This is a genomic window from Aeromonas sp. 600724 (assembly GCF_049175135.1).
Classification (GTDB): domain Bacteria; phylum Pseudomonadota; class Gammaproteobacteria; order Enterobacterales; family Aeromonadaceae; genus Aeromonas; species Aeromonas veronii_A.
In genome coordinates this window covers 18,510-42,242 of record NZ_JAAKUM010000021.1, presented here as the reverse complement: position 1 = coordinate 42,242, position 23,733 = coordinate 18,510, and the positions used below count along the sequence as shown (strand labels likewise).

The following is a 23,733-nucleotide window of genomic DNA, read 5'->3' as shown; positions in this document are numbered from 1 at the left end:
CCAAAAAATGAACAAGGGGTATAAAGTGGCACGCACTATTATGCTTATCCCGGTCGGCACAGGTGTCGGCGTAACTTCCGTGAGTCTGGGCGTTGTTCGCGCCATGGAGCGTCACGGTGTCAATGTCAGCTTCTTCAAACCGGTTGCCCAGCCGCGTCCGGGTGAAACCGGCGCAGAGCGCTCAACCGCCGTTATCCGCGCAGCTGCCAACATCAACCCGCCCGAGCCCTTCACCCTCTCCTACGCCGAGAACATGATCAGCTCCAGCAACACCGATATCCTGCTGGAAGAGATCGTTGCCCGCTTCGAAGAGCACGTGAAATCCAGTGGTGCCGAAGTGCTGGTTGTCGAAGGTATGGTGCCGACCGACAAGCAGCCCTTTGCCAACAAGCTGAACTACGACGTCGCCAAGGCGCTGGACGCTGACATGGTATTCGTGACCCACCCGGGCCATGACTCCAGCCAGAAGCTGAAAGAGCGCATTGAGCTGGCCTGCTCCAACTTCGGTGGTGTCAACAACCCCCGCATCGTTGGTTGCGTGATCAACAAGGTGGGCGCGCCGGTTGACGAGCATGGCGTAACCCGCCCTGACCTGACCGAGATGTTCGAGGCCCATCACCACGCTTCTGACGCGGCTCACAACCTGGAAGTGCTGCAAGTGTTTGGCAAGAGCCCGCTGCGCATCCTGGGTTGCATCCCCTGGAACACCCAGCTGATCGCCCCGCGCGCCAAGGATCTTGCCAAGCATCTGGCCGCCAAGATCCTGCACAAAGGCGAGCTGGACAGCCGCCGTTTGCAGACCGTGACCTTCTGTGCCCGCTCCATCCACAACATGGTTGAGCACTTCCGTCCGGGCAGCCTGCTGGTGACCTCCGGCGACCGCTCTGACGTCATCGTCTCCGCCTGCCTCTCCGCCATGAACGGCGTCAAGCTGGGCGCCCTGCTGCTGACCGGTAACTATCATCCGGAGCCACAGGTAATGGCGCTGTGCCAACAGGCCATGGCCACCGGCCTGCCGATCATGATGACCGGTACCAACACCTGGCAGACCGCCGTAAGCCTGCAGAACTTCAACGTCGATATTCCGGAAGATGACCGCGAGCGTATCGAGCTGGTACAGGACTACGTCGCTGGCCACATCGACAAACACTGGATCGAGTCACTGACCGTCAGCTCTACCCGTTCCCGTCGTCTGAGCCCGCCGGCATTCCGTTATCAGCTGACCGAGCTGGCCCGTCAGGCCAACAAGCGTGTCGTGCTGCCGGAAGGTGACGAGCCGCGCACCATCAAGGCTGCCGCCATCTGTGCCGAGCGTGGCATTGCCCGTCCGGTGCTGCTGGGTAACCCGGAAGAGATCCGTCGCGTTGCCGAACAGCAGGGTGTGGTACTGACCGATCGCGTCGAAATCATCGATCCGGCCGTTGTGCGCGAGCGCTATGTGCCGCGTCTGGTCGAGCTGCGCAAGAACAAGGGCATGACCGAAGTGGTTGCCCGCGAGCAGCTTGAAGACAACGTGGTACTGGGTACCATGATGCTGGAGCGCAATGAAGTTGACGGCCTGGTATCCGGCGCGGTGCACACCACTGCCAACACCATCCGTCCGCCGATGCAGATCATCAAGACCGCTCCGGGCTCTTCACTGATCTCCTCCATCTTCTTCATGCTGCTGCCTGACCAGGTGCTGGTCTACGGTGACTGCGCGATCAACCCGGACCCGACTGCCGAGCAGCTGGCCGAGATCGCCATCCAGTCCGCCGACTCCGCAGCCGCGTTCGGCATCGAGCCGCGCGTCGCCATGATCTCCTACTCTACCGGTACCTCTGGCGCCGGTGCCGATGTAGAGAAAGTGCGTGAAGCGACCGAGCTGGCCAAGGCCAAGCGCCCCGACCTCATCATCGACGGCCCGCTGCAGTACGACGCGGCCATCATGGAGAACGTGGCCAAGTCCAAGGCACCGAACTCACCGGTTGCCGGTAAAGCCACCGTGTTCGTCTTCCCTGACCTGAACACCGGTAACACCACTTACAAAGCGGTGCAGCGTTCCGCTGACCTGGTCTCCATCGGCCCCATGCTGCAAGGCATGCGCAAGCCGGTCAACGACCTCTCCCGTGGCGCCCTGGTTGACGACATCGTCTACACCATCGCCCTGACCGGTATCCAGGCTGCCCAGGCTGACGAACAAGCCTAATCAGTGCCTGTCTGAAAAAACCGATCACAAAGGCTGCTCACCCCAGGTGAGCAGCCTTTTTTATTGGTTCTCTTTTGAAGACCAGTGAAACATGCCATCAGCGCAGTGTTGCACAGAATAATGCCATGTGAAGTGCCAGAAATGTCTCGAGCGTAGCGCCGCGGGAAAGAGTGCCCGCCACCTTAAAGATGTATCTAAAATAGATTCAAGATCATAAGGTTGGATATATGAGGGCATTCATAGCGAAGCGCTTATAGCAAATATTTCGTCATCGGCATGAGGATTTGACCTGTTAGAAATAGCAGTGAAAAAGACCCGTTCGATACGCTATTCATCAATGTGCCGCTCGGCAATATCCACATCATGGAGGAATGGAAATGCTGATGAAGAAGCTCTCTGCAGTCATGCTGCTGGCCTGCTTGCCCCTGTTCAGCCAACCCGTGCTGGCCGCAGATAAAGCAACGCCCAAGCAAACAACCACGACCGCGGTCGCCAAGGAGACCGGCAAGCTGAATATCAATACGGCCACCCTTGCCGAACTCACCAGCCTGAAAGGGATTGGCGACAAGAAGGCACAAGCCATCGTCGACTATCGGGAAAAACAGGGAAAGTTCACCTCAGTCGATCAGCTGGCGGATGTCAATGGCATTGGCCCGGCCACGCTGGAAGCCAACCGTGACATGATCATCGTCAAATAACGTCCGAGCTCTGCATATACGAATGGGGCAGCCTGTGGCTGCCCCATTTTTCTTGGAGTATCATGGCCGCACTTTAATCCCGCTGGATAGTTTTCCATGAAAAAGACTCCTCTGACAGTTCGTAAGGCCGTGCTCCCGGTAGCCGGTCTGGGTACCCGTATGCTGCCAGCCACCAAGGCCATCCCGAAAGAGATGTTGCCGGTGGTCGACAAACCGCTGATCCAGTACGTAGTGCGCGAAGCTATCGCCGCCGGGATCAAAGAGATCGTGCTGGTCACCCACTCGAGCAAGAACTCCATCGAAAACCACTTCGACAAGAGTTTCGAACTGGAAGCTACCCTCGAGAAGCGGGTCAAGCGTCAACTGCTGGAAGAGGTGCAACAGATCTGCCCGAAAGACGTCACTATCATGCACGTCCGTCAGGGTGAGGCCAAAGGTCTGGGCCACGCTGTGTTGTGCGCCCGCCCGCTGATCGGTGACAACCCGTTTGCCGTGCTGCTGCCGGATGTGCTGATCGACGACATTGCCAGCAACCCCAAGCAGGACAACCTGGCCGAGATGGTGCACATGTACGAAGAGAACCAGATCAGCCAGATCATGGTGGAAGCGGTTCCGGAGAGCGAAGTGGACAAGTACGGCATCGCCGACATCAAGGGCGAGGCCCTGAGCGAGGGGATGTCCCTGCCGATGCAGGCCATTGTCGAGAAGCCGCCCCGTGACGAAGCCCCCTCCAATCTGGCGGTGGTGGGTCGTTATGTCCTCTCCTCCAATATCTGGCCGCTGCTGGAGAAAACCCCGGCCGGTGCCGGTGACGAGATCCAGCTGACTGACGCCATCGCCATGCTGATGGAGCAGGAGCAAGTCAACGCCTACTTCATGAAGGGCAAGAGCCACGATTGCGGCAGCAAGCTCGGTTACATGAAAGCCAATGTGGAATATGGTGTGCGCCATCACGAGCTAAATGGTGAATTCATCGGCTGGCTGAAGCAGTTCGTCAAGCAGTTGTAATCGCTGATAAATCTGTTTTTTATAGACGTATTTAAGGGGCATCAAATGATGCTCCTTTTTCATTTTTGCAACAAAAAATCAATCAAGAGTAAATAAACTCTCAGCAAATCATAATGTTGTAATTTATTCACACATGCTCTATAAGGATTGAGGCGTGTTTCTCGCCCTTGCATAAAAAACTCAAAAAAATATAAGACACAGGTGGAAGTTCCAATGAATAACCCGTCAAAAGGGACCTTTTTAGGTCACCCTAAAGGGCTTTTTTTGCTCTTTAGTACCGAACTGTGGGAGAGATTCTCCTATTACGGCATGCGTGCCGTGCTGGTGCTCTATTTGACCGACCTGACTGCCAACGGCGGTCTGGGCTGGAGTCAGGCAGATGCCCTCAAACTCTACGGTATCTATACCGGTCTGGTTTATATCACTCCGCTGATCGGCGGCTGGCTGGCTGACACCTTCCTGGGTCAACGTCGCGCCATCCTGATCGGTGCCGTGCTGATGGCCGCAGGTCAGTTCACTCTGGCACTGCCCCACGCCATGTTCCCGGATATGGTCAACACCATGTTCTACGCGGGCCTCGCGCTGCTGATCGTGGGTAATGGCCTGTTCAAACCGAACATCTCCACCATGGTGGGTGACCTCTATGAAGAGGGCGATCACCGCCGTGATGGTGCTTTCACCATCTTCTACATGGGTATCAACCTGGGTTCCCTGCTGGCAGGCGTGATCTGTGGTGCTGCTGCCACCGCCTACGGCTGGCAAGCCGCCTTCGTCGGCGCCGGTATCGGTATGCTGCTCTCTCTGGTGATCCAGGCCACCATGGCCCAGCGTTTCCTGGGTGACATCGGTCGTGTCACTGCCGCCCAGCGCGCAGCAGCCCTGCGTACTACCGAGCAGAAAGCACCGCTGACCAAGCAGGAAGTGGATCGCATCAAGGTTATTCTGGTACTGGGTCTGTTCACCATCATCTTCTGGGCCGGTTTCGAGCAGGCCGGTGGTCTGATGAACCTCTACACCCAGGAGTATACCGACCGCATGATCGGCAGCTTCGAAGTGCCGACCGCCTGGTTCCAGTCCCTGAACCCCTTCTTCATTATCACCCTGGCACCGGTCGTTGCGGCCATCTGGATCAAGCTCGGCAAGAAAGAGCCGAACTCTCCGGTGAAATTCGCCATGGGTCTGCTGTTCCTGGCTATCGGCTTCCTGTTCATGGTCGGTGCCGTGCTGCAGCAGGGTGGTGACAACACCGTCAAGACCTCCATGTTCTGGCTGGTAGGTGCTTACCTGTTCCACACCCTGGGCGAGCTCTGCCTCTCCCCGATCGGCCTCTCCATGGTGACCAAACTGGCTCCGCTGCGTCTGGCTTCCCTGATGATGGGTGCCTGGTTTGGCTTCGTTGCCCTGGCCAACTACGCTGCGGGCTTTATCGGCTCCTTCGTGGGTGAAGCCGGCCCGATCGCCATCTTCGGTGGCATCGCCCTGGCTGCAGTACTTAGTGCACTGATCCTGCTGACCATGGCCAACCGCCTGGTTTACTGGATGCACGGTGCCGAAGGCCCGGCCAAAGAGCCGCAAGCTCAAGAGAAGAAACTGCAATCCGCCACCGTCTAAACGGTCAGGATTGTAAACAACAAAAAGGGCGCCGATGGGCGCCCTATTTGTTTTGGCCTGTTTATCAGGCGGCATCAGTGATGACGAACCTGCACATCCAGCGCGCCGCCGCTGTCGCTGCGAAACTGCAGGGCAAACGGTTCATGCCAGCTGCGTTTGTGCAGGGCGTAGTGGCTACTGCGCATCAGGCCAAGGGGCAAGCCGCCGGAGCGCATCAGCCAGTGGGGAGAGGTGAGCCCGGCGTTGGCAAACACCAGCCCATCATGCTGATCAAACAGCAGCGCCGCCATGGCAAAAGAGTGGCGAAGCCCGGATGCCATCAACTGATGGTTGAGGTAGTCGAGCAACCGGTGCGGCTGGCTCAGCAACCGGCTCTCGTTCTGCTGAAACTGGCGGTAGGGGACATTCATCAAGGATCGCACCAGCGCACCACAAAATGCCGCATCCGCCCCCATGATCGGCAGCTCCATCACCAGCACCAGCAGCTTGTCTTCCACCTTGAAGGTATCGGGAATAAACAACTGCCCCAGCCCCTTGAACGTGACCTGCCAGGGGCCCCATTCCTGCAAGCCCGGCGGCTTGAGCCCCGCCAGCAGGCGGCTGGCCGCCTTGTCGTGGGCACTGAAATAGTCGAGGTGCCCCATCAGTTCCAGTTGCTGCGCCCGGTTGGCGCTGCCGTTGAGACACAGTTCGATACTGCGCTCGACCAGTGCGTAATCCTCGAGGGGTTTGAGCAGATAGTCCCGCGCACCGGCACGCAAGGCGCTGGCGACCGCCTCCATGGTGCTCTGGGCCGAAATGACGATAACCGGAATATGGGGATAGCGCGCAGAGAGGCAGGCGATCACCTCGTGGCCATCCATATTGGGCATATTGAGATCGCAGAGCACCACATCGGGATGGTAGAGGGCCGCCGCCGATAGCCCCTCAATACCATCTTCGGCCTGAAAGACCGTTGCCCCGTCCCGCGCGAGGTAACTCACTAACGAATGGCGAAAAACTGCTTCGTCTTCCACCACCAGGATCCGCAGTCCGGGTTTTGGCATGTTGACAAAAACCTTATGAGTCAATTGTTTATTTAAGTAATAAGACTAGTCTAAATCAGCAGAAATGCCGCGTGCCTTGCGTCACAAATAGCCGGATTGGCTAATCTGCATACCAAAATAGTGCAAGCTGCTGGATTATCGACACAATCCCGCTCTCCCTGCTCAACGCTCCGCGGTACGCTCAATTTTCACCACCCGACCATGCAGGGCACTCACTTGCAGTGTGACGAATTGTGCAGGAGAGCACCATAGGGGATAATGCCCCCCACTCCAGCTCGTGAAGAAGACCATGACCCCAGCCGAATACAGCGCCCTTGCCCACCCCAGATTGTCCCATCCGGCTCGCAGCCTCTATACCCTGCAGCTGCGCCGACTGGTGCTGGAAAATCAGGCGGCCCGGCTCAACTATCCCGAGCTGGGTCGGGCACTGGCAGTGGTCGATCCGGGTGATCCCTGCGGCTTCTCGTTTCAGGTCAATGCCCGTCAGCTCACCGAGCTGTTCGATGAACTGATGGAGGCGGGCCTGCTGCAGGTCGAGGCTCAGCCCGAGAGTGAGCACTACCATCAGTGCCCGTTCCAATTGCCACTGCTGACCCAGAAATTGCGCAGCCCGCTGCCGGAGCGCCCCTTCCAGATGCATCTGCAATGGCGACCGGACGAGGAGCTGCCCGCCCTCGCCCGACTGTGCGGGGTGATCGATGCCAGCTATAGCGAAGAAGATCTGGGGGAGTTTATCGCCTACTGGCTGGGGCGCCCCGAGGTGTTCGACTCCCAGCATCAATGGATGCTCAAGTTCATTCGCGCCCTCAAGACCCGCCGCTATACCCGTCGCAAGCCGATGGAGGTGCAGGGCTACCAGCAGGTGACGCCGGCCCCGGCAGAGGCGGGCCCCAGCAAACGGGCCCAACAGATGATTGAAGAGGCAAAGCGGCTGGCAGAGAGCCAGCAGATGCCTGCCCAGACACCGGATAATGATTGATACCATCTGCCTGCTGCAGGCAGAATCAGACCCCTGTCCCATCCCTGATCAAGCAGAAGGAGCATTCCATGACTGACCCGCAAGATCCCCTGCGCCAGGAGCTGGAAGAGATCGAAGCCAAGCGCCAGAAGATCGCCAAGGCCAAGCAGGACCACCGTGTTCACGACCCGGAATTGAGCCGTCATGTAGGTGGCCTGCTGGAACGCATTCGTCGCCTGCAACAAGAGACCGGTGGCGGCCAGTATGACTACGAGACCCTGCGCAAGGAGTACGACGCCAAGGCCAACGCCGAGGTGCGCGAGCTGCAGAAGGCGGCCCGTCAGGAGCGGATCCAGAAGCTGATCGCCCAGGCCGACCTCAACCCTGACTGGGTGTTCGACAAGATGGATGCCGGTGACCCGGCGCTGCAATACCCCATCGAAACAGCCCGTTACTTTATCAGCGGCTTCGAGCACTGGGAGAAGAGCGGTGGCGGCTGCATGCTGATCTACGGCGACTACGGCACCGGCAAGTCAACGCTGGCGGGAGCGGTGGCGCATGAGCTGATCGCCCGTCACCAGAAATCGGTGATCTTCCAGCAGTGGGCCTCCATCGTCGATCGGCTGTTCTTCAACGTCATCCCCGACCAGGATGAGCGCAACCAGTACCGCCGCGCACTGGAAGAGGTGGATCTACTGATCATCGACGAGGTATCGGCCAACCGCGCCAAAATGGCGGAAAGCCAGTCCAGCTTCCTCGGCCACCTGCTGCGCCGCCGTCGCAACCTGTCAAAGAGCGTCATCATCATCACCAACCACACGCCCCAGAGCCTGCATCAGGCGATCGGTGATTTCAGCTATGAGGCGATCAAGGCATTCAATCCGGTGGATATCCACCTGAGCGGCCCAAGCCGTCGCCCCAGCATCGGCAACTACAGCGGCTGATGCCTCTCAAAGAGTGCGAGTCGCTGGCGGCTCGCACTCTCTCCTCCCTGCTAGCTCACAAATAGAAACAACTCTCATTTACAGCAAGCGAACAAGCCACTAGGCTAGCCCCTTTTGCCAAGGGAGCTCATCTATGCCAACCACACTGATTTTCGGAGCCAGCCGCGGGCTGGGCCGCGCCTTTACTCACCACGCCCTGAGCCAGGGTCACCGGGTCGTTGCGCTGGTGCGCAGCCCCGAGATGGCCATGGAACTGAGTGCACTGGGAGTTGAGGTGATCGAGGGGGATGCGCTGGATCCGGCTGCGGTGCAGCAGGCATGTGTCCGTGCAGGGCAAGATGCACAGGTCGTCTCTACCCTCGGCAGCTTCCGTCAGACGGCGCCGGTGGACTATCAGGGCAACCGACATGTGATCGATGCCATGGAGCAGGCAGGCCTGAAACGGCTGCTGCTGGTCACCTCCCTCGGCTGTGGCGACAGCTGGCAGTATCTGCCGGAGCGGGCACGCGCCGCCTTCGGTCACGAGGTGCGTCTCAAGAGTCTGGCGGAGAGCTGGCTGCAGACCAGCTCCCTTGCATGGACCATTCTGCGCCCTGCGGGCCTGCAGGATGGCGACGCCACCAGCCGTGCCGAACTGAGTCAGGGCAAGGAGGTACACGGACTGGTGCGCCGCGCCGATGTGGCCGCCCAAGGGCTGCGCCTGCTGGCGGATGAGACGGCGGTGGGGCAGATCTACGCCATCGGGGATCCCACACTCCAGCGTGGCTAAAGCAGCAGTAAACCGCTTAACCCCACCACATAACAAAACGGTCAGCCCAAGGGCTGACCGTTTTCGCTTTACCGCACACGCTATCTCACGGGCACTTGCCCTATCCCGCTTAACCGGCGGTCGTCTCACTCTGCACGATCGGCTGGCTGGCCACCGGCAATGACTGCTGCCGCCAACGCAGCAGCAGGCAGGCCAGCGCGCCGTAGAGCAGCGCCAGACCCCATAGTTGCCACCAGTAACGGGAAACCTGCGCAAAGTCGGCCCCCATCTGGTTGAGCCGCAGAAAACCCTCGATGGCGGGGATAGTGGGCACCCACTGAGCCAGCCAGTTGAGGGGGGCCGGGATCAGCTCCAGCGGCCAGATAAAGCCCGCCAGAAAGACCAGCGGCAGGGAGGAGAGGAGCACCACCTGAGTGGGCAGATCGCGCCGGGTAAAGATCGCCCCCAACACAATCCCGAACCAGCAGGTCGCCAGCAGGAACGGCAGAGCGAACAACCACAGCTCCAGCGGATCGGCATGACGGGCGATGTTGTAGTGATCGAAGCAGAAGCCCAGGAAGTAGCTCACCGGCAGCAGGAACAGCCCCGCCAGCACCAGGGTTCTGGCCAGCAGCAGCGGCAATACAGGCGCGCTTTGCCAGTAACCGTGCTCGCCGCGACAGCTGCGCTGGTTCTGGGTCGCCCCCAGGATCCCCGCCCCCATCAGCAACACCTGATGGAGGATCAGCACGAACACCGCCGGCACCACGTAATTCACATAGCCCATGGTTGGGTTGAACACCGGCACCACGTTGAGGGCCACCGCATTCCAGCCCATGGCCGCTTGTGGCAGCGCCTCGCCATGGCTCAACAGCCGCGCTACCTTCACCTGCGCGGCGAGAGTGCCACCGGCCTGCGCCAGTCCTTCGGCAATGGTGCCGTAGACCAGAAAGTAGGAGGCATCACCGGCATAGCTCAGGGTGACGCTCTTGCCCAGCATCAGATCACGATAGAAGTGGTTGGGGATGTGCAGGATGCCGCTCGCATCCCCGGCCATCATCAGCTGGCGCGCCTCGGCCAGCGAATTGGCTCGCGCCACCAGCTTTACCTGCGGCGTGGCATCGGCCATAAACTCCAGCTGACGGGACAACTGACTGCCATCGTCGTTGACCACCACCACCGCCTCTTCCCGCGGCAGCTGATGCAGATAGGGCTGGGGATAGAGAAACGAGTAGAAGATCACCCCGCCAAACAGGGTCAGCATGATGGCGCGATCCGCCAGCAGGGTGCGCAGCTCTAGGCGCAACAGATCGACAAATCCCAACATCACTCAGGCTCCTTTTCGGCGACCGCCACTGCGGCTGATTGACGGGCCAGCTCGGCCTGCTGCTTGTAACGTCGTACCACCAGCAGCAGGGGGAGCAGGAACAGCAGCAGCGCCCCCAGTTGCGGCAGCGCCGATGAGAGGGGCAGACCGTAGTTGCTCTGACCAATCTGCAGCTCCACATAGTGAGAGACCGGCAACAGGCTGCGCCAGAAGCGGGCGAAATCTCCCATGGCACTCACCGGAAAGGTGACCCCCATAAAGGCGAAACCGGGCGCAGTGTAAGCCCCCGCTAACGACAGGGCGCGGGCCGGATCCCGAATGATGCCGTAAAAGAAGGCCCCCATGGTGACGCAGGCGGCCGAGGCGAGCCCCAGCCCCACCAGCAATACCAGCCAGCTACCGTGCATGGGGTATGAGAATCCCTTGAACAGCAGCAGCGTCCAGACAATCCCCCAGCCCCAGCCAATCAGCACGTGGGGCAGCAGGGTGCGCCAGAGACCAAACCAGACACCGCGCGTGGTCCAGTCCAGCCCCAGCCGATCGGTACGGGCCAGCGCATTGAGGCCGAACAGCACCACCAGGATCTGCCATACGGCTGGCAGAATGACACTCAACAGAAATTGGGCGTAGCTGGAGTTGAGGTTATAGAGCGCCGTTACCTGACTGCTGATGGGCACCGACTGCCCGAGTGCGCCGGGCAGCGCCTTGCCATCGGCCATCGCCTCCAGCACGCCGACCTGACCGTTAAGGGTACCTACCACCTGCGCCAGCGCCGAGTTGACCAGCTTGGCGATCAGGATGAACTGGCCGTTGTTGAACACCGTCACCTGCGGCTGGGTGCCCTGACGGGCATCCCGCTCCAGATGGTTGGGGATCACCACCAGCGCATAGATGTCGCCACCGCGCAGGGCGTGGGCACCGGCATCGATGGAGTCAAACTGTTGCGCCACCTTGAGCCCGGCCGAGCCATCCAGCGAGAAGGCGAGCTGGCGCGAGAGCACGCTGTGGTCGAGATCCACCAGCCCTACCTTGAGGTCGCGGGCCAACCCTGCCGAGAAGATCCAGCAGAGGATCCCCATCAGCAGCAGCGGCACCCAGCTCATCAGGGCACGACTGAACGGATCCTGCCACAGCAGCCGAAATTCACGTCCCATCAGAGTTCAACCAGCACACTCATGCCAACCCGCAGCCCCTCAACCGGTTGCAGCGGGCGAGCCTCCACCTGGAAGCTCTTCATATCGAAACCCTGACGGGTATCGGTGGCGCGCCAGGTGGCGAAATCACCCATCACGGCCACATGAGTCACCTTGAAGCGCACCATCTGATCGCCAAGGCCCGGGATGCGGGCATCGAACTCGGTACCGACCGGGAAGCGGGGCAGCAGATCCTCGCGAACGTGGAACTGGGCCCAGGCATCGCTCATGTCGAGCAGGGTCACCACCGGGAAGCCTTGCGGCGCCAGCTCGCCGCTGCGCAGCAGCACCTGACTTACCTCGCCTGAGTGGGGGCTGACGATGCGGGTATCGGCCAGATAAGCCTCAACCTCGGCCACGGAACCCGCCGCCATTTTGGCCTTCTCGCGAGCGGCGATCTTGGTCTCTTCCCGCGCCCCTTCCAACGCCATCTGGTACTGCTGCCATGCCATCCCTTCGCTATAGCGGGCGGCTTGCCAGGCGGTCCAGGCCTCATCACGTTTTTGCAGCGGCATCACGCCGTCACGGTGCAGGCTGGCAACCCGCTCATAGGTCTTGCCGCGCAAGGCGGCTGCCGCCTTGGCTTTTTGCCACTGATCCTTGGCAGCGGCGATCTGCTGGGCTCGCGCCCCCTTCTCCGCCTCCTGCGCCAGCGCTCCCGCCGCCGCTTCACCGGCCTTGGCCTGGCTCAGCTTGGCCTCAATCTCGGGGCTCGCCAGGGTAAAGACCAGTTGATCCTTGGTCAGCTGATCACCCTTTTTCACCAGCACCTCGTCGATGCGCCCCGGCACCTTGGAGGAGACCGAATACTGCTGCGCTTCAATCTGCCCTTGCAGATGCACCGGCTCCGGCTGATAGGCGAGCCAGAAACGCCAGCCGAGCCAGACCACCAGGATCACCAGCGCCAATGGCAACAACAGCGGTTTACCCTGGCTCATCTTCTTTTTGATGGGGGGATGGCTCATCACTTCACCTCGACAAACGGGCGACCCTTGGCGGTCGAAACAGAGATAGAAAAAAGAACGGACTGGAGTGCGATCATGAGCTCACCTCGATCACCTGACCGTGCTGATATTGATTGAAACTGTTCATCTGGCCGGAGAGCGCCAGCAGGCGGGCCAGCGACACCACATATTGATAGGCCGCCGCCGCACGTTGGGTCTTGACCCCCGCCAGCTGGTTCTGGGCATCCACCACATCAAGGGAAGTAGAGAGCCCCTGCCCGAAGGCTTTGTCCCGCAGCAGCACGTTCTCCTCTGCCAACGCCTGAGTGGAAGAGAGGGATTTATACTCCTCCAGCCCCTGCGCCGCTTCGCGCCAGGTCTTCTCTACCAGCAACTCCAGGTCCTGGCGGGTCTTGGCCTGCAGCAGATTGACCTGCAGCTCGGCGCTCTTGGCGGCCTGCACCGTCTCGGAGCGGCCATCGCGGCTCACCAGCGGCATGCTGACCCCCACCCCCACCAGCCAGTCCGGCGCTGTTTTGGAGGCGAGTGAATCATCTTCATAGAGGTTGTAGTTGCCGAACAGGAACACCTCGGGGGCATATTTGCCCTGCTCGACCCGGATCATCCCCTTGGCCTGCTCCTTCTTGGCAGTGAGCAGCTTGAGACCGGGGTGCACCTCCAGGGTCTGGCTCACCAACCCCTCGAGGCGCGGCAGCTCCTCATTGACGAACAGGCCGCTACCCGGCTGGGCATCTGGCAACTTCAGCATGCGGCCAAGGGCCAGTTCGGCGATCTCGAGACTGCGGCGCGCCTTCTGGGTATCGATGCGGGCCCGATCATAGGCCGACTGGGCGGAGAGGCGCTCCACCTTGGCAATCTGCCCCTGCGCTTCGAGCTTCCTGGCGTGATCCAGATGGCGGGCCAGCCCGTCCTCAATATCCTGCTTGGTCTGTACCACCTGACCTGCCAGCACCACACCGAAATAGGCCTGGGAGAGGCTCTCGAAAGTGGACTGCTCCTTGAGCACCAGCAGCTGTTGCGCCTCGCTCACCTGCGCCTGGCGGATATCCTGCGCCGCATCGATGCGACCGCCGGTAAAGAGCGGCCAGAGCATCTTGACCGAGCTGGTCACGACATTCTGTTTGGTCAGCGGAGTAACAAAGTCGTCATGTGAGAGTTGGGGAAGAGGTACCGGAAATTGGCCCAGTATGCCCTGCAGCGCCTTGATCATCTCCGGATGGTTGGCGATGGGGTTGAGATCCATCATGTCGAGTTCCATCGGCTGATCGAGGTGGGTATAGCTGGCCCCCACATCGACCTTGGGCAGATACATGGATTTGGCAGCCTCGCGCAGCTGCTTGGCCCGATCGACCCCGGCCTGTTCGGCAGCCAGCCCTTCATCCTGTTGGATGACCCGGGTCCAGGCTTCGCCGAAACTGATGGTTTGCGCCTGCGCCGACCCCAGCACGGCCCCCATCAGACACGGCCAGAGTGATTTAATGAACCTTGACGTCATAGATCCCCAATCCGCTTTTGTTGCATAAATGTTTGGAGCATTTGCTCGACTTAAGCCCGCTATCATAACGCAAAGCGAGCCTGCAAGTGGACTGACAATTATGCAGGCGTCCGACCCGAATGGTACAGCGCTCACTCTCCGGCAATCTGGCCGTTTTTCAATAACTCCAGAATTTGCAAGCCTTGGCGCGACGTTTTTTTCAGAAAAAAATGGCTGACGCTCAAATACTAACCTTTTCTCCTGCCTAAAAAATGCGTAATATACGCCGCCCTAAGCCGATGGTAACCGTGGAATGCAGATAGGTCCCCACACGCTTGAAACTCCCTTGATTGTGGCTCCCATGGCCGGTGTAACTGACCGACCATTCCGTGAACTTTGTTTGCGATTGGGGGCTGGCATGGCCGTTTCCGAGATGCTGCTGGCCAACCCGGATGTCTGGGATACCCAGAAAACCCGGATGAGGATGGATCACTCTGCAGAAGGCGGATTGCGATCGGTCCAGATTGCCGGAGCCGACCCCGAGATGATGGCGTTTGCTGCCCGCTACAACGTGGAGCAGGGCGCACAGATCGTCGACATCAACATGGGATGTCCGGCAAAAAAAGTGAATAAGAAGTTGGCAGGTTCTGCCCTTCTGCGTGCCCCCGATCAGGTCAAAGCAATTTGCCAGGCCGTGGTGGATGCAGTGGAGGTGCCTGTCACCTTGAAGATCCGCACAGGATGGGATCCGGATAACCGCAATGGCGTGGAGATCGCCCGAATCGCCGAAGATTGCGGTATCGCGGCCCTTGCCGTGCATGGTCGTACCCGTGCCTGCCTCTACCGGGGCGAAGCGGAGTACGACACGATCAGGGCGATTAAGCAGGCCGTATCGATTCCTGTTGTCGCCAATGGTGACATCAACAGCCCGGAGAAAGCCCGGTATGTCCTCGACTATACCGGTGTCGACGCCGTGATGATCGGCCGAGCTGCGCAAGGACGACCCTGGATTTTCCGGGAAATCCGTCATTTTCTTGAGACGGGCACCAAGCTGCCGCCTCCCGAGAGGGAAGAGGTTCGCACCCTGATGAACGAGCATGTAACCAACCTGCACCGGTTTTATGGTGCATATCTGGGAGCGCGCATAGCCCGTAAACACGTGGGCTGGTATCTGGATGAAGAAGAGACGGGCCGAGAATTCCGTAAGCACTTCAATGCCCTGGATTGCGCAGACGCGCAACTTGAGGCACTCGAAGCGTATTTCGATGGATTAGGTTAACAAGATAACTAAAGAGCCGACCGAATATGTTCGAACAAACCCTGACTTCTGATGCATTGGTAACAACTACTCACAATCACGCTGCCGAGCCGACCCAGCGCCCCCTGCGTGACTCTGTGCAACAGGCCCTGCGTAACTACCTGGCCCAGTTGAACGGTCAGGAAGTGATTGATCTGTACGATATGGTTCTCTCCGAAGTCGAAGCGCCGATGCTGGACGTGATCATGCAGTACACCCGTGGTAACCAGACTCGCGCTGCCGTGATGATGGGCATCAACCGTGGCACCCTGCGCAAGAAGCTCAAGCGTTACGGCATGAACTGATTGCTGGCCGCGAGCCGCGACGGCGGTTCAAGGCAGATGCGAAAGGCGCCAGGTAGCAATACCTGGCGCCTTTCCTTTATGCTCTCCCCTCCATTTCACCATGACGACCCCGATGAACCGCACTCCCCTGCTGCTGATGGTACTGGTCACCCTGCTGGCCGCCGCTGGCTGGCTCTTCTCGAAAGAGGCGATCCGCGAACTGCCCCCTGCCGCCTTTATCGGCAGCCGCTTCCTGCTGGCCGCCCTGCTGTTGCTCCCCTTGGCTTGGTTGCGTGAACCACCGCCCACCCGCGCTCAACTGCTGCGCGCTGCCGGTTGCGGCACCCTGCTCGGTGCCAGCCTGCTGCTGTGGGTCACCGCCATCAGCCAGAGCGATGCGCTGGGCAGCGGCGCCTTTGTCATGAGCGTCGCCACCCTGATGGCCCCGCTGGCCGCCTGGGCCGCCTTTCGGGCCAAGCCCGGCCGCCACTACTGGCTCACCCTGCCTATCGCCATCGCCGGTTTGCTGCTGCTCTCCAGCACTACCCACTGGGGCGTGTCGCTCTCGCTGTTCTGGTTTCTGGCGGCGGCCACCACCCTCGGTATCCAGCTTGCCGTCCATCGCCACTTCGCCCAATCCATTGCCCCCACCTGGCTCACCTGCATCCAGCTGGCGATGACCGGCCTGCTCGGCACCCTGCTCTCCCTGCTGACCGAACAGTGGCCCGAGGCAGGAGTCAGCCACGGCATTTGGGGCTGGTTTGCAGCGAGCGTCTTGATCGCCACCACATTACGCTACTGGCTGCTCACCCACGCATTGAGCAAGATGACTACCGCCCACGCCGCCCTGATGATGCTGCTGGAACCGGTCTGGACCCTGCTGCTGAGCACCCTCTTCTACAGCGAACCCCTCGGCGGCGCCAAACTGGCCGGTGCCGGACTGGTACTCGGCGCCCTGGTGCTCTACCAACTGCCCCTGCTGTTGCGTAGTGCCCGCCTCAAAACGCCCGCCTGATACGCGTCACCGCCCTGCTGGGCGGTGTCCCCATTTCCCTCCTGTTTGCTTATCTTGTCCTGCCAATGCTGACGTTCTGTTAACGGCATTTAACCCTTGGTATCCAGAGGGTTAAAGGGCATACCCCATGAAAAAATGCCATATGGCCAGCTTGATGAAGGTCACATACCTGCCCCTCTTAGCTCCCTATGATGCCCCCATCATCGGTCTGGACAATCCTGACGATGGCCACACATGGGAATAACAAGAGAAAAAACTATGCAGCAAACCAGCCCCCTCAAGACGGTCACGGTCAGCATATTGGCAACCGCCATGCTGATCTTTGTGGCCCAGTACCTGATAGGCAAACAGGAGATCAAGATCGGCATCGCCATCATCCCGATCCTGCCGATGCTCTTTGCCGTCATCATCGGCATGATTGTCTCCGCCAAACCGGTCAAGGATCGCATACCCGGCTGGAAGCAGCTCTTCACCGAGAAAGAAGAGGGCTTCTGCGGCAAGATGGTGGGCTTCAGCCTGCTGATCCTGGGCACCCAGTACGCGGGGATGATCATCCCCAACCTGAAGATGATCCTGAGCGTCGGCGTGCCGCTGTTCCTGCAGGAGATTGGCAACCTGCTGCCAATCCTGATCGCCATTCCGCTGGCAGTGAAGTTCGGCTTTGGCCGCCGCGCCATCGGGGCCTGCTCCTCCATCAGTCGCGAGCCGTCCGTTGCGGTAATTCAGGGCAAGTTCGGCACCGGCTCCCAGGAGTACATCGGCGTGCTCGCAATCTACCTGTGCGGCTCCGTGATCGGCACCCTCTGGTTCAGCGTGCTGGGCAGTATCGCCCCGCTCACCGGCCTGCACCCGCTGGCGCTGGCTGCCGGCTCCGGTGTGGGCTCAGGCTCCATGCTGAGTGCCGCCTCCGGCGCCCTGATCAACGGTCTCGACGAAGCGCTGGCTCAGCAGGTGTTGAGTATCGCGGCAGCCTCGAACCTGCTCTCATCTGCCCTCGGCGCTCTCTCCCTCACCTATCTGGGTCTGCCGCTCGCTGAAAAAATCTATGCCCTGACTGCCAAAGGAGAGAAAGCATGAAAAGCATCGTAATGGATATGCGGTTTGTCTTTCTGGCGATCCTGCTGGCCATGTTCACCCAGACCCTGACCACCGGCACCCCGCTCTGGCTGATGGGTGACAGCTTCATCGCCATGTCGCTGGTGGTGTTCGCTTCGCTGATTGCCAAGCGCTATCTGCCCTCCTCCCTGCCGGCGTTTGCCTATGCCACCATCATCGGCATTCTCATCTGCCTGCCGGAGACCCCGGTGCGCGGCCTCTTCATTGACGCCGTAGCCAAGATCTCCTTCCTCTCCTGCTGCGTACCGCTGCTGGCCTTCGCCGGTCTCTCGGTGGGCGGTCAGCTGGAAGAGCTGAAGAAGATGTCCTGGAAAGTGATCCTGATCTTCATGATCGTCTCCACCTGCTGCTTCTTCGGCGCCTCGCTGGTGGCCCAGCTCGGCTTCTCCATTCAAGGGATCATCTGATGAACAACATCCACATTGAACCGGCCCTGCTGGCCCTGCGCGACTTCAGTCAGGAAGTGCGCCACCATCTGCACACCATTCCGGAAGCCTCCGGCGTCGAGTTCAAGACCTCGGCCTACTGCCGCGAGCTGATGGCAGGCTTTGGCTACCGCCTCACCGACTACCCAGGCTTCACCGGTTTTCACGGCGATCTGGTGGTTGATCCTGTGCTGCCGACCATCGCCTTCCGGGCCGACATGGATGGCCTCGAGATGCACGACATGAGCGACGTTGCGTTCAAGTCGACCCACGAGGGAATGGCTCACAACTGTGGTCACGACTCCCATATGGCGATCGCCCTGACCGCGGCCAAGTTTCTGGCCGCCAACCGCGATCGCCTGCTGTACAACGTCCGCTTTATCTTCCAGATGGCGGAAGAGGATATGCGGGTGCCGGGCGCCGAGAAGATGGTCGAACTGGGCTGCATGAAGGGGGTGGACGAGGTCTATGCCCTCCATAACGACGGCGCCATGGAAACCGGCACCATCAAGTTCAACCACGGTGTCATGTCCTCCTGGGGCTCTGCCTGGACGCTGGATGTGCACGGTATCTCCGCCCACGGCTCCACCCCCCACAAGGGGCTGGATGCCATCCGTGAAGCGGTGCGGATCATCGAGGACATGGACTACATCGTCGCCAAGCGCACCAGCCCGTTCAGCCCGGCGGTGTTTGGCTGCGGCATGATCAACGGCGGCACCATCCCCAACGCCATCGCCGACCATGTGCAGGCGCGCGGCACCATCCGTGCCATGGATGCCGAGACCGACCAGATCCTGAAGAACAGCTTCAAGGAGATCGTGGCCCAGAGCGAACTTCGCGGCTTCAAGACCAAAATGGTCTATGCCGGGTATCCGGCGGTCGAGAACCACGCCGATGCCTGCGCCCGTCTGCTGCAAGCGGCCGCCGACGTATTGCCCTCCGAGGGGATCAACGCTCAGGGTCAGCCGATGACCGGCAGCGAGGATTTCAGCTACATGGTCAACGCCTGCCGTGGCCGCAAGGGGGCCATGTTCTTCCTCGGCAGCGGCTGTCAGGCCAAGGGGATCTGCAACTACCTGCATGCCAACCCCTACTACCTCGATGACGACTGCCTGCTGGTCGGAGCCCAGATCTTTATCAATCTGGCGACCCGCAGCGCTTAATCCCGCATACCGATAAAACCAGAAGAGAGGCCAAGGCCTCTCTTTTTTATCTCAGTATTTTTGCTCTGTACGCGGCAGACACCCCGCGGCTAGAGCCACGGCAACTCCACCATATTGACGGCGGGCGGCTGGTTGATAAGGTGCAGCTGCACCGTCTCCCGGCTGATATGGGGGGCATAGAGGTGGATGAAGTCGTACATATAGTCGCGCAGGTGGGCATGTTTGCGCAGACAGATATGGGTGGTGCTTGAGGCAATCAGGTGGTCGATGTTGAGGCTCACCAGATCCTCCCTGTCCCCCTCGTCGAAGGCCACGCTGGCGATCACCCCGACCCCCATACCAAGCCGGACGTAGTGCTTGATCACATCGGTATCGGTGGCGGTCAGCACGGTTTTCGGCGAGAGGCCGTGGCGGCTGAAAGCCTTGTCCATCTTGGAGCGACCGGTAAAGCCGAACACATAGGTGATGAGGGGATAGCGGGCCAGATCCGCCATCGAGAGCGGCTGGCAGTCGATCAGCGGATGACCGTGCGGCACCACTACGCTGCGCCCCCAACGATAGCAGGGCACCGCGGCCAGCTCATCGAACAGATACATGGACTCGGTGGCGATCGCCATATCTACATCGCCGCTTTGCACCATCTGGGCCAGTTGGGCAGGCGCCCCCTGATGGAGCTGGATCGCCACGTCAGGGTAGCGACGACTGAACTCGGTGATCACCGCTGGCAGCTTGTAGCGCGCCTGGGTGTGGGTGGTGGCGATACGCAGCACCCCGCTGGTGGCCAGCTGCTCCCCGAGCGACAGCTGGTTGATCTGCTCCACCTGTGCCACCACCCCCTTGGCCAGCTCCATCACCTGCTCGCCTGCGCTGGTCAAGCCGACCAGATTCTTCCCCTTGCGGGTAAAGAGGGCGAGCCCCAGCTCATCTTCCAGCATCTTCATCTGCTTGCTGAGGGTTGGCTGGGAGGTGTAGAGCTTCTCCGCCGTCGCCGAGATGTTGAAGTTGTTCTTCACAATCTCGGTAAAGTTCTTGAGCCGGGCGATGTTCATCTGGGCAAGGGATCTCGCTGCTGCGGCCAGTGGGGCTGACCTGAAAAAGAGGGAGCGGGGCTGGCCCCGCAGCTGACTGCCGACCATACCACAGCGCGGTGCACGATAATCTGCCTCAGGTCAGAAAGCAGCGAGCTAGTCGCTGGCGAGCTTGATCCCTAGCCCGACAAACAGGGTGCCAATGCCCCGGTTGAGCCAGCGACCGAGACGCTGTGACAAGCGTACCTTGTGGCTGGCATAGACGGTAGTAAAGACCAGCAGGTGACACCAGATGATGCCGCCCAGATTGAAGATGCAACCGAGCAGAATAAAGGCGAGCGCCTTGTCGGGGGCATCCGGCGCGATGAACTGGGGCACGAAGGCGAGGAAAAAGAGTGCGACCTTGGGGTTGAGCACATTGGTCAGCACCCCTTGCTGGTAAATCTGGCCATAGGAGAGGGCAGGTAAAGTAGCCCCTCTCTCCATTGCCCCCGTTGCCTGCTGGCGCAGCAGAGAGAACCCCAGATAGATGAGGTAGATGGCACCAACCAGCTTGATAAGGGCAAACAGCTCGGCCGAGGCACTGAGCAGGGCCGACAGACCGAGGGCCGCCGCCAGCACATGCACCATGACACCGGTGCCAATGCCCAACGTCGCGACCGAACCGGCACGCCACCCTTGCGAACCGCTGCGCAGCATAACCAGCAGGGAGTCGGGTCCCGGCATGATGTTGATCAGCAGCCCCGAGACCATAAACAGAGCAAGATCATGAATACCGAACATCACCCCTCCCATCATAAAGAAAAACCAAACAAAGAGGGCTCCGCAGAGCCCTCTTTCCTTTCACTCTGCGGCAGCTGACGAGTCATCAGCTGTCCCGCCAGCCATCAAGGCCGCAGCGCCTTGTCCGCCCGCGAGATACCGCAGACGCCGGAGCGCACCACTTCGATGATCTCGTTGGTCTGGGCGGCAGTCTTGATAAAGGCATCCAGCTTCTCGCTGGTACCCACCAGCTGCACCGTGTACTGCTCGGGGGTGACGTCGACGATCTGGCCGCGGAAGATATCTGCCAGCCGTTTCAGCTCGTCACGGGCACCACCGGCGGCGCGCGCCTTGACCAGCGCGATCTCCCGCTCGATATGCTCCCCTTCGCTCAAGTCGCACACCTTGAGCACATCCACCAGCTTGTGCAGCTGCTTCTGGATCTGCTCCAGCACCCGCTCGTCACCCATGGTGACTATGGTCATGCGTGACAGGGTGGGATCCTCGGTCGGTGCCACCGTCAGGGTCTCGATGTTGTAGCCGCGCTGGGAGAAGAGGCCCACCACGCGGCTCAGGGCGCCGGATTCGTTCTCCAGCAGTACTGAAATGATGTGTCTCATCAGGTTCTCTCCGTCTTGCTCAGCCACATCTCATCCATGGCGCCAAACTTGATCTGCATCGGATAGACGTGCTCATCCGGGTCGACCGAGATATCCATGAACACCAGCCGATCCTTCATGGCGAAGGCCTTCTCCATGGCGCTCTCCAGCTCGGCCGGATCACTGACCGCGATGCCGACATGGCCATAGGCTTCCGCCAGCTTGACGAAGTCCGGCAGGGACTCCATGTAAGAGTGGCTGTGACGACCGCCGTAGAACATCTTCTGCCACTGCTTGACCATGCCCAGCGCACGGTTGTTGATGGAGATGATCTTGATGGGCACCCCGTACTGCATGCAGGTAGAGAGCTCCTGAATGTTCATCTGCACCGAGCCATCACCGGTGACGCAGCAGACCACCGCATCAGGGTTGGCAAACTGGGCCCCCATGGCGGCCGGAATACCGAAGCCCATGGTGCCGAGGCCCCCTGAGTTGATCCACTGGCGCGGTTTGGCAAACGGGTAGTAGAGGGCAGCAAACATCTGGTGCTGGCCCACGTCGGAGGCGACGAACGCCTGACCCTGAGTCACTTTGTAAAGGGTCTCGATAACCTGTTGCGGCTTGATCTGAGTAGCCGACTTTTCGTAGGCCAGACAGTGACGGGAGCGCCACTGGTTGATCTGGCTCCACCAGTCCGCCAGCGCCTCCTTGTCGTTATCGAAGCCACACTCGCGGATCACTTCCAGCATCTGCTCCAACACGGTTTCCACCGAGCCGACGATGGGCACATGGGCCTGCACCGTTTTGGAGATAGAGGTGGGGTCGATATCGATATGAACCACGGTCGCATTGGGGCAGAACTTGGCCACGTTGTTGGTGACGCGGTCATCGAAGCGGGCTCCCACGGCGAAGATGAGATCCGCGTTGTGCATGGTTTTGTTGGCTTCGAAGGTGCCGTGCATCCCCAGCATGCCGATAAATTGCGGATGGACACCGGAGAAAGCCCCCAGCCCCATCAGGGTGGTGGTCACCGGCAAGTTCAGCAGCTCCGCCAGCTTGGTCACCAGATGATCCGCGTTGGCATTGATAGCGCCGCCGCCCACGTACATCACCGGGCGCTGGGCTTCTACCAGCAGCTTGGCTGCCCGCTTGATCTGCCCTTTATGGCCAGACTTGGTCGGGTTGTAGGAGCGCAGGGAGACCGTCTCGGGATACTGGTAGGGGAATTTTTCTTTCGGGTTCTGCACATCTTTGGGCAGATCCACCACCACCGGCCCCGGGCGGCCGCTGGCGGCAATGTAGTAGGCCTTCTTGATGGCCTCGGGAATATCGCTCGCCTTCTTGCACAGGAAGCTGTGCTTCACCACCGGGCGGGAGATACCGATCATGTCGGTCTCCTGGAACGCATCCTCACCGATCATGCTGGTCGGCACCTGGCCGGAGAGGATCACCAGCGGAATGGAATCCATATAGGCGGTGGCAATACCGGTAATGCAGTTGGTCGCTCCCGGGCCTGACGTTACCAGCACAGTTCCCACCTTGCCGGTGGAACGGGCGTAACCGTCAGCCATGTGAACCGCGGCTTGCTCGTGCCGCACTAAGACATGCTCCATCTTGCCGTTTTCGAAGAGAGCGTCATAGATGTCGAGCACTGAGCCACCAGGGTAGCCGAAGACGTGCTCAACTCCCTGATCTTCCAGCGCTCTAACCACCATCTGGGCGCCTGATAACATCTCCATGATAAAGCCCTCCAGGCTTTGCTCCGTTTAGCGAATCCCGCCGACGATGCCGTGCTTCCCGGCACGGCCCGATCCGTTTCTTGTTGTTATCTGAATGCAGATCGGCCCAATTCAGCCCCGTCGACAGTAGAAAAAAAGGATTTTT

The 23,733-nt window shown here is 60.1% G+C and carries 22 protein-coding genes; 13 read left to right on the top strand and 9 right to left on the bottom strand.

The window, feature by feature from the left end; all coding sequences use genetic code 11:
- The first annotated feature begins 7 nt into the window (after positions 1 to 7).
- The 4 genes from pta (at position 8) to G5168_RS18250 (ending at position 5,505) form a co-directional block, all read left to right on the top strand.
- Positions 8 to 2,188 (top strand): phosphate acetyltransferase, encoded by a 2,181-nt coding sequence (gene pta, locus G5168_RS18265; RefSeq protein ID WP_005339119.1) that lies wholly within the window; start codon positions 8 to 10, stop codon positions 2,186 to 2,188.
- 377 nt (positions 2,189 to 2,565) lie between these two features.
- Positions 2,566 to 2,886 (top strand): ComEA family DNA-binding protein, encoded by a 321-nt coding sequence (locus G5168_RS18260; protein ID WP_323915947.1) that lies wholly within the window; start codon positions 2,566 to 2,568, stop codon positions 2,884 to 2,886.
- Between the two features lie 96 nt (positions 2,887 to 2,982).
- Positions 2,983 to 3,894: a UTP--glucose-1-phosphate uridylyltransferase GalU gene (gene galU, locus G5168_RS18255; RefSeq protein WP_323915948.1), complete on the top strand. Its 912-nt coding sequence runs from the start codon at positions 2,983 to 2,985 to the stop codon at positions 3,892 to 3,894.
- A gap of 213 nt (positions 3,895 to 4,107) precedes the next feature.
- Complete coding sequence (locus tag G5168_RS18250; protein ID WP_021231963.1) at positions 4,108 to 5,505, top strand: peptide MFS transporter; 1,398 nt, start codon at positions 4,108 to 4,110, stop codon at positions 5,503 to 5,505.
- Between the two features lie 74 nt (positions 5,506 to 5,579).
- Here G5168_RS18250 and G5168_RS18245 read toward each other — a convergent pair whose 3' ends face one another.
- The gene (locus G5168_RS18245; RefSeq protein WP_421252552.1) at positions 5,580 to 6,551 is read right to left on the bottom strand and encodes a response regulator; all 972 of its coding nucleotides are present in this window, start codon (positions 6,549 to 6,551) and stop codon (positions 5,580 to 5,582) included.
- A gap of 289 nt (positions 6,552 to 6,840) precedes the next feature.
- Here G5168_RS18245 and G5168_RS18240 point away from each other — a divergent pair, with 289 nt between their 5' ends.
- The 3 genes from G5168_RS18240 (at position 6,841) to G5168_RS18230 (ending at position 9,222) form a co-directional block, all read left to right on the top strand.
- Positions 6,841 to 7,530, top strand: coding sequence for a DnaT-like ssDNA-binding domain-containing protein (locus G5168_RS18240; protein ID WP_421252551.1), 690 nt, complete (start codon positions 6,841 to 6,843; stop codon positions 7,528 to 7,530).
- Between the two features lie 68 nt (positions 7,531 to 7,598).
- A complete protein-coding gene (locus G5168_RS18235; RefSeq protein ID WP_021231966.1) occupies positions 7,599 to 8,453 on the top strand; it encodes a DnaA ATPase domain-containing protein in 855 nt (284 codons plus the stop codon).
- Between the two features lie 133 nt (positions 8,454 to 8,586).
- Positions 8,587 to 9,222, top strand: a complete 636-nt coding sequence (locus tag G5168_RS18230; protein ID WP_266135446.1) for an NAD(P)-dependent oxidoreductase — start codon at positions 8,587 to 8,589, stop codon at positions 9,220 to 9,222.
- Between the two features lie 109 nt (positions 9,223 to 9,331).
- Here the strand turns inward: G5168_RS18230 and G5168_RS18225 are convergent, their stop codons facing one another.
- From G5168_RS18225 to G5168_RS18210, 4 genes are all read right to left on the bottom strand, one after another.
- Positions 9,332 to 10,528: an ABC transporter permease gene (locus tag G5168_RS18225; protein ID WP_266135447.1), complete on the bottom strand. Its 1,197-nt coding sequence runs from the start codon at positions 10,526 to 10,528 to the stop codon at positions 9,332 to 9,334.
- Positions 10,528 to 11,682: an ABC transporter permease gene (locus G5168_RS18220; RefSeq protein ID WP_421252550.1), complete on the bottom strand. Its 1,155-nt coding sequence runs from the start codon at positions 11,680 to 11,682 to the stop codon at positions 10,528 to 10,530. Before G5168_RS18220 ends, G5168_RS18225 begins: the two co-directional genes overlap by 1 nt.
- Positions 11,682 to 12,686, bottom strand: a complete 1,005-nt coding sequence (locus G5168_RS18215; protein WP_080764873.1) for an HlyD family secretion protein — start codon at positions 12,684 to 12,686, stop codon at positions 11,682 to 11,684. The genes G5168_RS18220 and G5168_RS18215 overlap by 1 nt, the downstream gene beginning before the upstream one ends.
- Before the next feature lie 73 nt (positions 12,687 to 12,759).
- The gene (locus tag G5168_RS18210; RefSeq protein ID WP_040065000.1) at positions 12,760 to 14,181 is read right to left on the bottom strand and encodes a TolC family protein; all 1,422 of its coding nucleotides are present in this window, start codon (positions 14,179 to 14,181) and stop codon (positions 12,760 to 12,762) included.
- Positions 14,182 to 14,473: 292 nt separating this feature from the next.
- Between G5168_RS18210 and dusB the strand changes: the two genes are divergently transcribed.
- From dusB to G5168_RS18180, 6 genes are all read left to right on the top strand, one after another.
- A complete protein-coding gene (gene dusB / locus G5168_RS18205) occupies positions 14,474 to 15,439 on the top strand; it encodes a tRNA dihydrouridine synthase DusB (protein ID WP_203119965.1) in 966 nt (321 codons plus the stop codon).
- Between the two features lie 26 nt (positions 15,440 to 15,465).
- The gene (gene fis, locus G5168_RS18200) at positions 15,466 to 15,762 is read left to right on the top strand and encodes a DNA-binding transcriptional regulator Fis (RefSeq protein WP_005309538.1); all 297 of its coding nucleotides are present in this window, start codon (positions 15,466 to 15,468) and stop codon (positions 15,760 to 15,762) included.
- Between the two features lie 112 nt (positions 15,763 to 15,874).
- Positions 15,875 to 16,756: a DMT family transporter gene (locus tag G5168_RS18195; protein ID WP_266135449.1), complete on the top strand. Its 882-nt coding sequence runs from the start codon at positions 15,875 to 15,877 to the stop codon at positions 16,754 to 16,756.
- A gap of 258 nt (positions 16,757 to 17,014) precedes the next feature.
- Positions 17,015 to 17,833 carry a DUF3100 domain-containing protein gene (locus G5168_RS18190; RefSeq protein ID WP_005339140.1) on the top strand — a complete coding sequence of 273 codons (819 nt, stop codon included), beginning with the start codon at positions 17,015 to 17,017 and terminating at the stop codon, positions 17,831 to 17,833.
- The gene (locus G5168_RS18185; protein ID WP_033114935.1) at positions 17,830 to 18,279 is read left to right on the top strand and encodes a hypothetical protein; all 450 of its coding nucleotides are present in this window, start codon (positions 17,830 to 17,832) and stop codon (positions 18,277 to 18,279) included. The genes G5168_RS18190 and G5168_RS18185 overlap by 4 nt, the downstream gene beginning before the upstream one ends.
- A complete protein-coding gene (locus tag G5168_RS18180) occupies positions 18,279 to 19,460 on the top strand; it encodes a M20 metallopeptidase family protein (protein WP_236283346.1) in 1,182 nt (393 codons plus the stop codon). The genes G5168_RS18185 and G5168_RS18180 overlap by 1 nt, the downstream gene beginning before the upstream one ends.
- Before the next feature lie 89 nt (positions 19,461 to 19,549).
- Here the strand turns inward: G5168_RS18180 and G5168_RS18175 are convergent, their stop codons facing one another.
- From G5168_RS18175 to G5168_RS18160, 4 genes are all read right to left on the bottom strand, one after another.
- Positions 19,550 to 20,509 carry a LysR substrate-binding domain-containing protein gene (locus G5168_RS18175; protein ID WP_266135450.1) on the bottom strand — a complete coding sequence of 320 codons (960 nt, stop codon included), beginning with the start codon at positions 20,507 to 20,509 and terminating at the stop codon, positions 19,550 to 19,552.
- A 135-nt stretch (positions 20,510 to 20,644) separates the two neighbouring features.
- A complete protein-coding gene (locus tag G5168_RS18170) occupies positions 20,645 to 21,271 on the bottom strand; it encodes a LysE family translocator (RefSeq protein ID WP_421252549.1) in 627 nt (208 codons plus the stop codon).
- 104 nt (positions 21,272 to 21,375) lie between these two features.
- Positions 21,376 to 21,870 carry an acetolactate synthase small subunit gene (gene ilvN / locus G5168_RS18165; RefSeq protein WP_005311605.1) on the bottom strand — a complete coding sequence of 165 codons (495 nt, stop codon included), beginning with the start codon at positions 21,868 to 21,870 and terminating at the stop codon, positions 21,376 to 21,378.
- Positions 21,870 to 23,588, bottom strand: a complete 1,719-nt coding sequence (locus tag G5168_RS18160; protein WP_005339146.1) for an acetolactate synthase 3 large subunit — start codon at positions 23,586 to 23,588, stop codon at positions 21,870 to 21,872. The genes ilvN and G5168_RS18160 overlap by 1 nt, the downstream gene beginning before the upstream one ends.
- Positions 23,589 to 23,733 lie beyond the last annotated feature (145 nt).

Coding starts and splice junctions, on each gene's coding strand:
- G5168_RS18215 (WP_080764873.1), bottom strand. CDS start 12,686: ATGAGCCATCCCCCCATCAAAAAGAAGATGAGCCAGGGTAAACCGCTG.
- G5168_RS18220 (WP_421252550.1), bottom strand. CDS start 11,682: ATGGGACGTGAATTTCGGCTGCTGTGGCAGGATCCGTTCAGTCGTGCC.
- G5168_RS18185 (WP_033114935.1), top strand. CDS start 17,830: ATGAAAAGCATCGTAATGGATATGCGGTTTGTCTTTCTGGCGATCCTG.
- pta (WP_005339119.1), top strand. CDS start 8: ATGAACAAGGGGTATAAAGTGGCACGCACTATTATGCTTATCCCGGTC.
- G5168_RS18180 (WP_236283346.1), top strand. CDS start 18,279: ATGAACAACATCCACATTGAACCGGCCCTGCTGGCCCTGCGCGACTTC.
- dusB (WP_203119965.1), top strand. CDS start 14,474: ATGCAGATAGGTCCCCACACGCTTGAAACTCCCTTGATTGTGGCTCCC.
- G5168_RS18175 (WP_266135450.1), bottom strand. CDS start 20,509: ATGAACATCGCCCGGCTCAAGAACTTTACCGAGATTGTGAAGAACAAC.
- galU (WP_323915948.1), top strand. CDS start 2,983: ATGAAAAAGACTCCTCTGACAGTTCGTAAGGCCGTGCTCCCGGTAGCC.
- G5168_RS18190 (WP_005339140.1), top strand. CDS start 17,015: ATGCAGCAAACCAGCCCCCTCAAGACGGTCACGGTCAGCATATTGGCA.
- G5168_RS18160 (WP_005339146.1), bottom strand. CDS start 23,588: ATGGAGATGTTATCAGGCGCCCAGATGGTGGTTAGAGCGCTGGAAGAT.
- fis (WP_005309538.1), top strand. CDS start 15,466: ATGTTCGAACAAACCCTGACTTCTGATGCATTGGTAACAACTACTCAC.
- G5168_RS18260 (WP_323915947.1), top strand. CDS start 2,566: ATGCTGATGAAGAAGCTCTCTGCAGTCATGCTGCTGGCCTGCTTGCCC.
- G5168_RS18245 (WP_421252552.1), bottom strand. CDS start 6,551: ATGCCAAAACCCGGACTGCGGATCCTGGTGGTGGAAGACGAAGCAGTT.
- G5168_RS18225 (WP_266135447.1), bottom strand. CDS start 10,528: ATGTTGGGATTTGTCGATCTGTTGCGCCTAGAGCTGCGCACCCTGCTG.
- G5168_RS18235 (WP_021231966.1), top strand. CDS start 7,599: ATGACTGACCCGCAAGATCCCCTGCGCCAGGAGCTGGAAGAGATCGAA.
- G5168_RS18250 (WP_021231963.1), top strand. CDS start 4,108: ATGAATAACCCGTCAAAAGGGACCTTTTTAGGTCACCCTAAAGGGCTT.
- G5168_RS18170 (WP_421252549.1), bottom strand. CDS start 21,271: ATGTTCGGTATTCATGATCTTGCTCTGTTTATGGTCTCGGGGCTGCTG.
- G5168_RS18210 (WP_040065000.1), bottom strand. CDS start 14,181: ATGACGTCAAGGTTCATTAAATCACTCTGGCCGTGTCTGATGGGGGCC.
- G5168_RS18230 (WP_266135446.1), top strand. CDS start 8,587: ATGCCAACCACACTGATTTTCGGAGCCAGCCGCGGGCTGGGCCGCGCC.
- ilvN (WP_005311605.1), bottom strand. CDS start 21,870: ATGAGACACATCATTTCAGTACTGCTGGAGAACGAATCCGGCGCCCTG.
- G5168_RS18240 (WP_421252551.1), top strand. CDS start 6,841: ATGACCCCAGCCGAATACAGCGCCCTTGCCCACCCCAGATTGTCCCAT.
- G5168_RS18195 (WP_266135449.1), top strand. CDS start 15,875: ATGAACCGCACTCCCCTGCTGCTGATGGTACTGGTCACCCTGCTGGCC.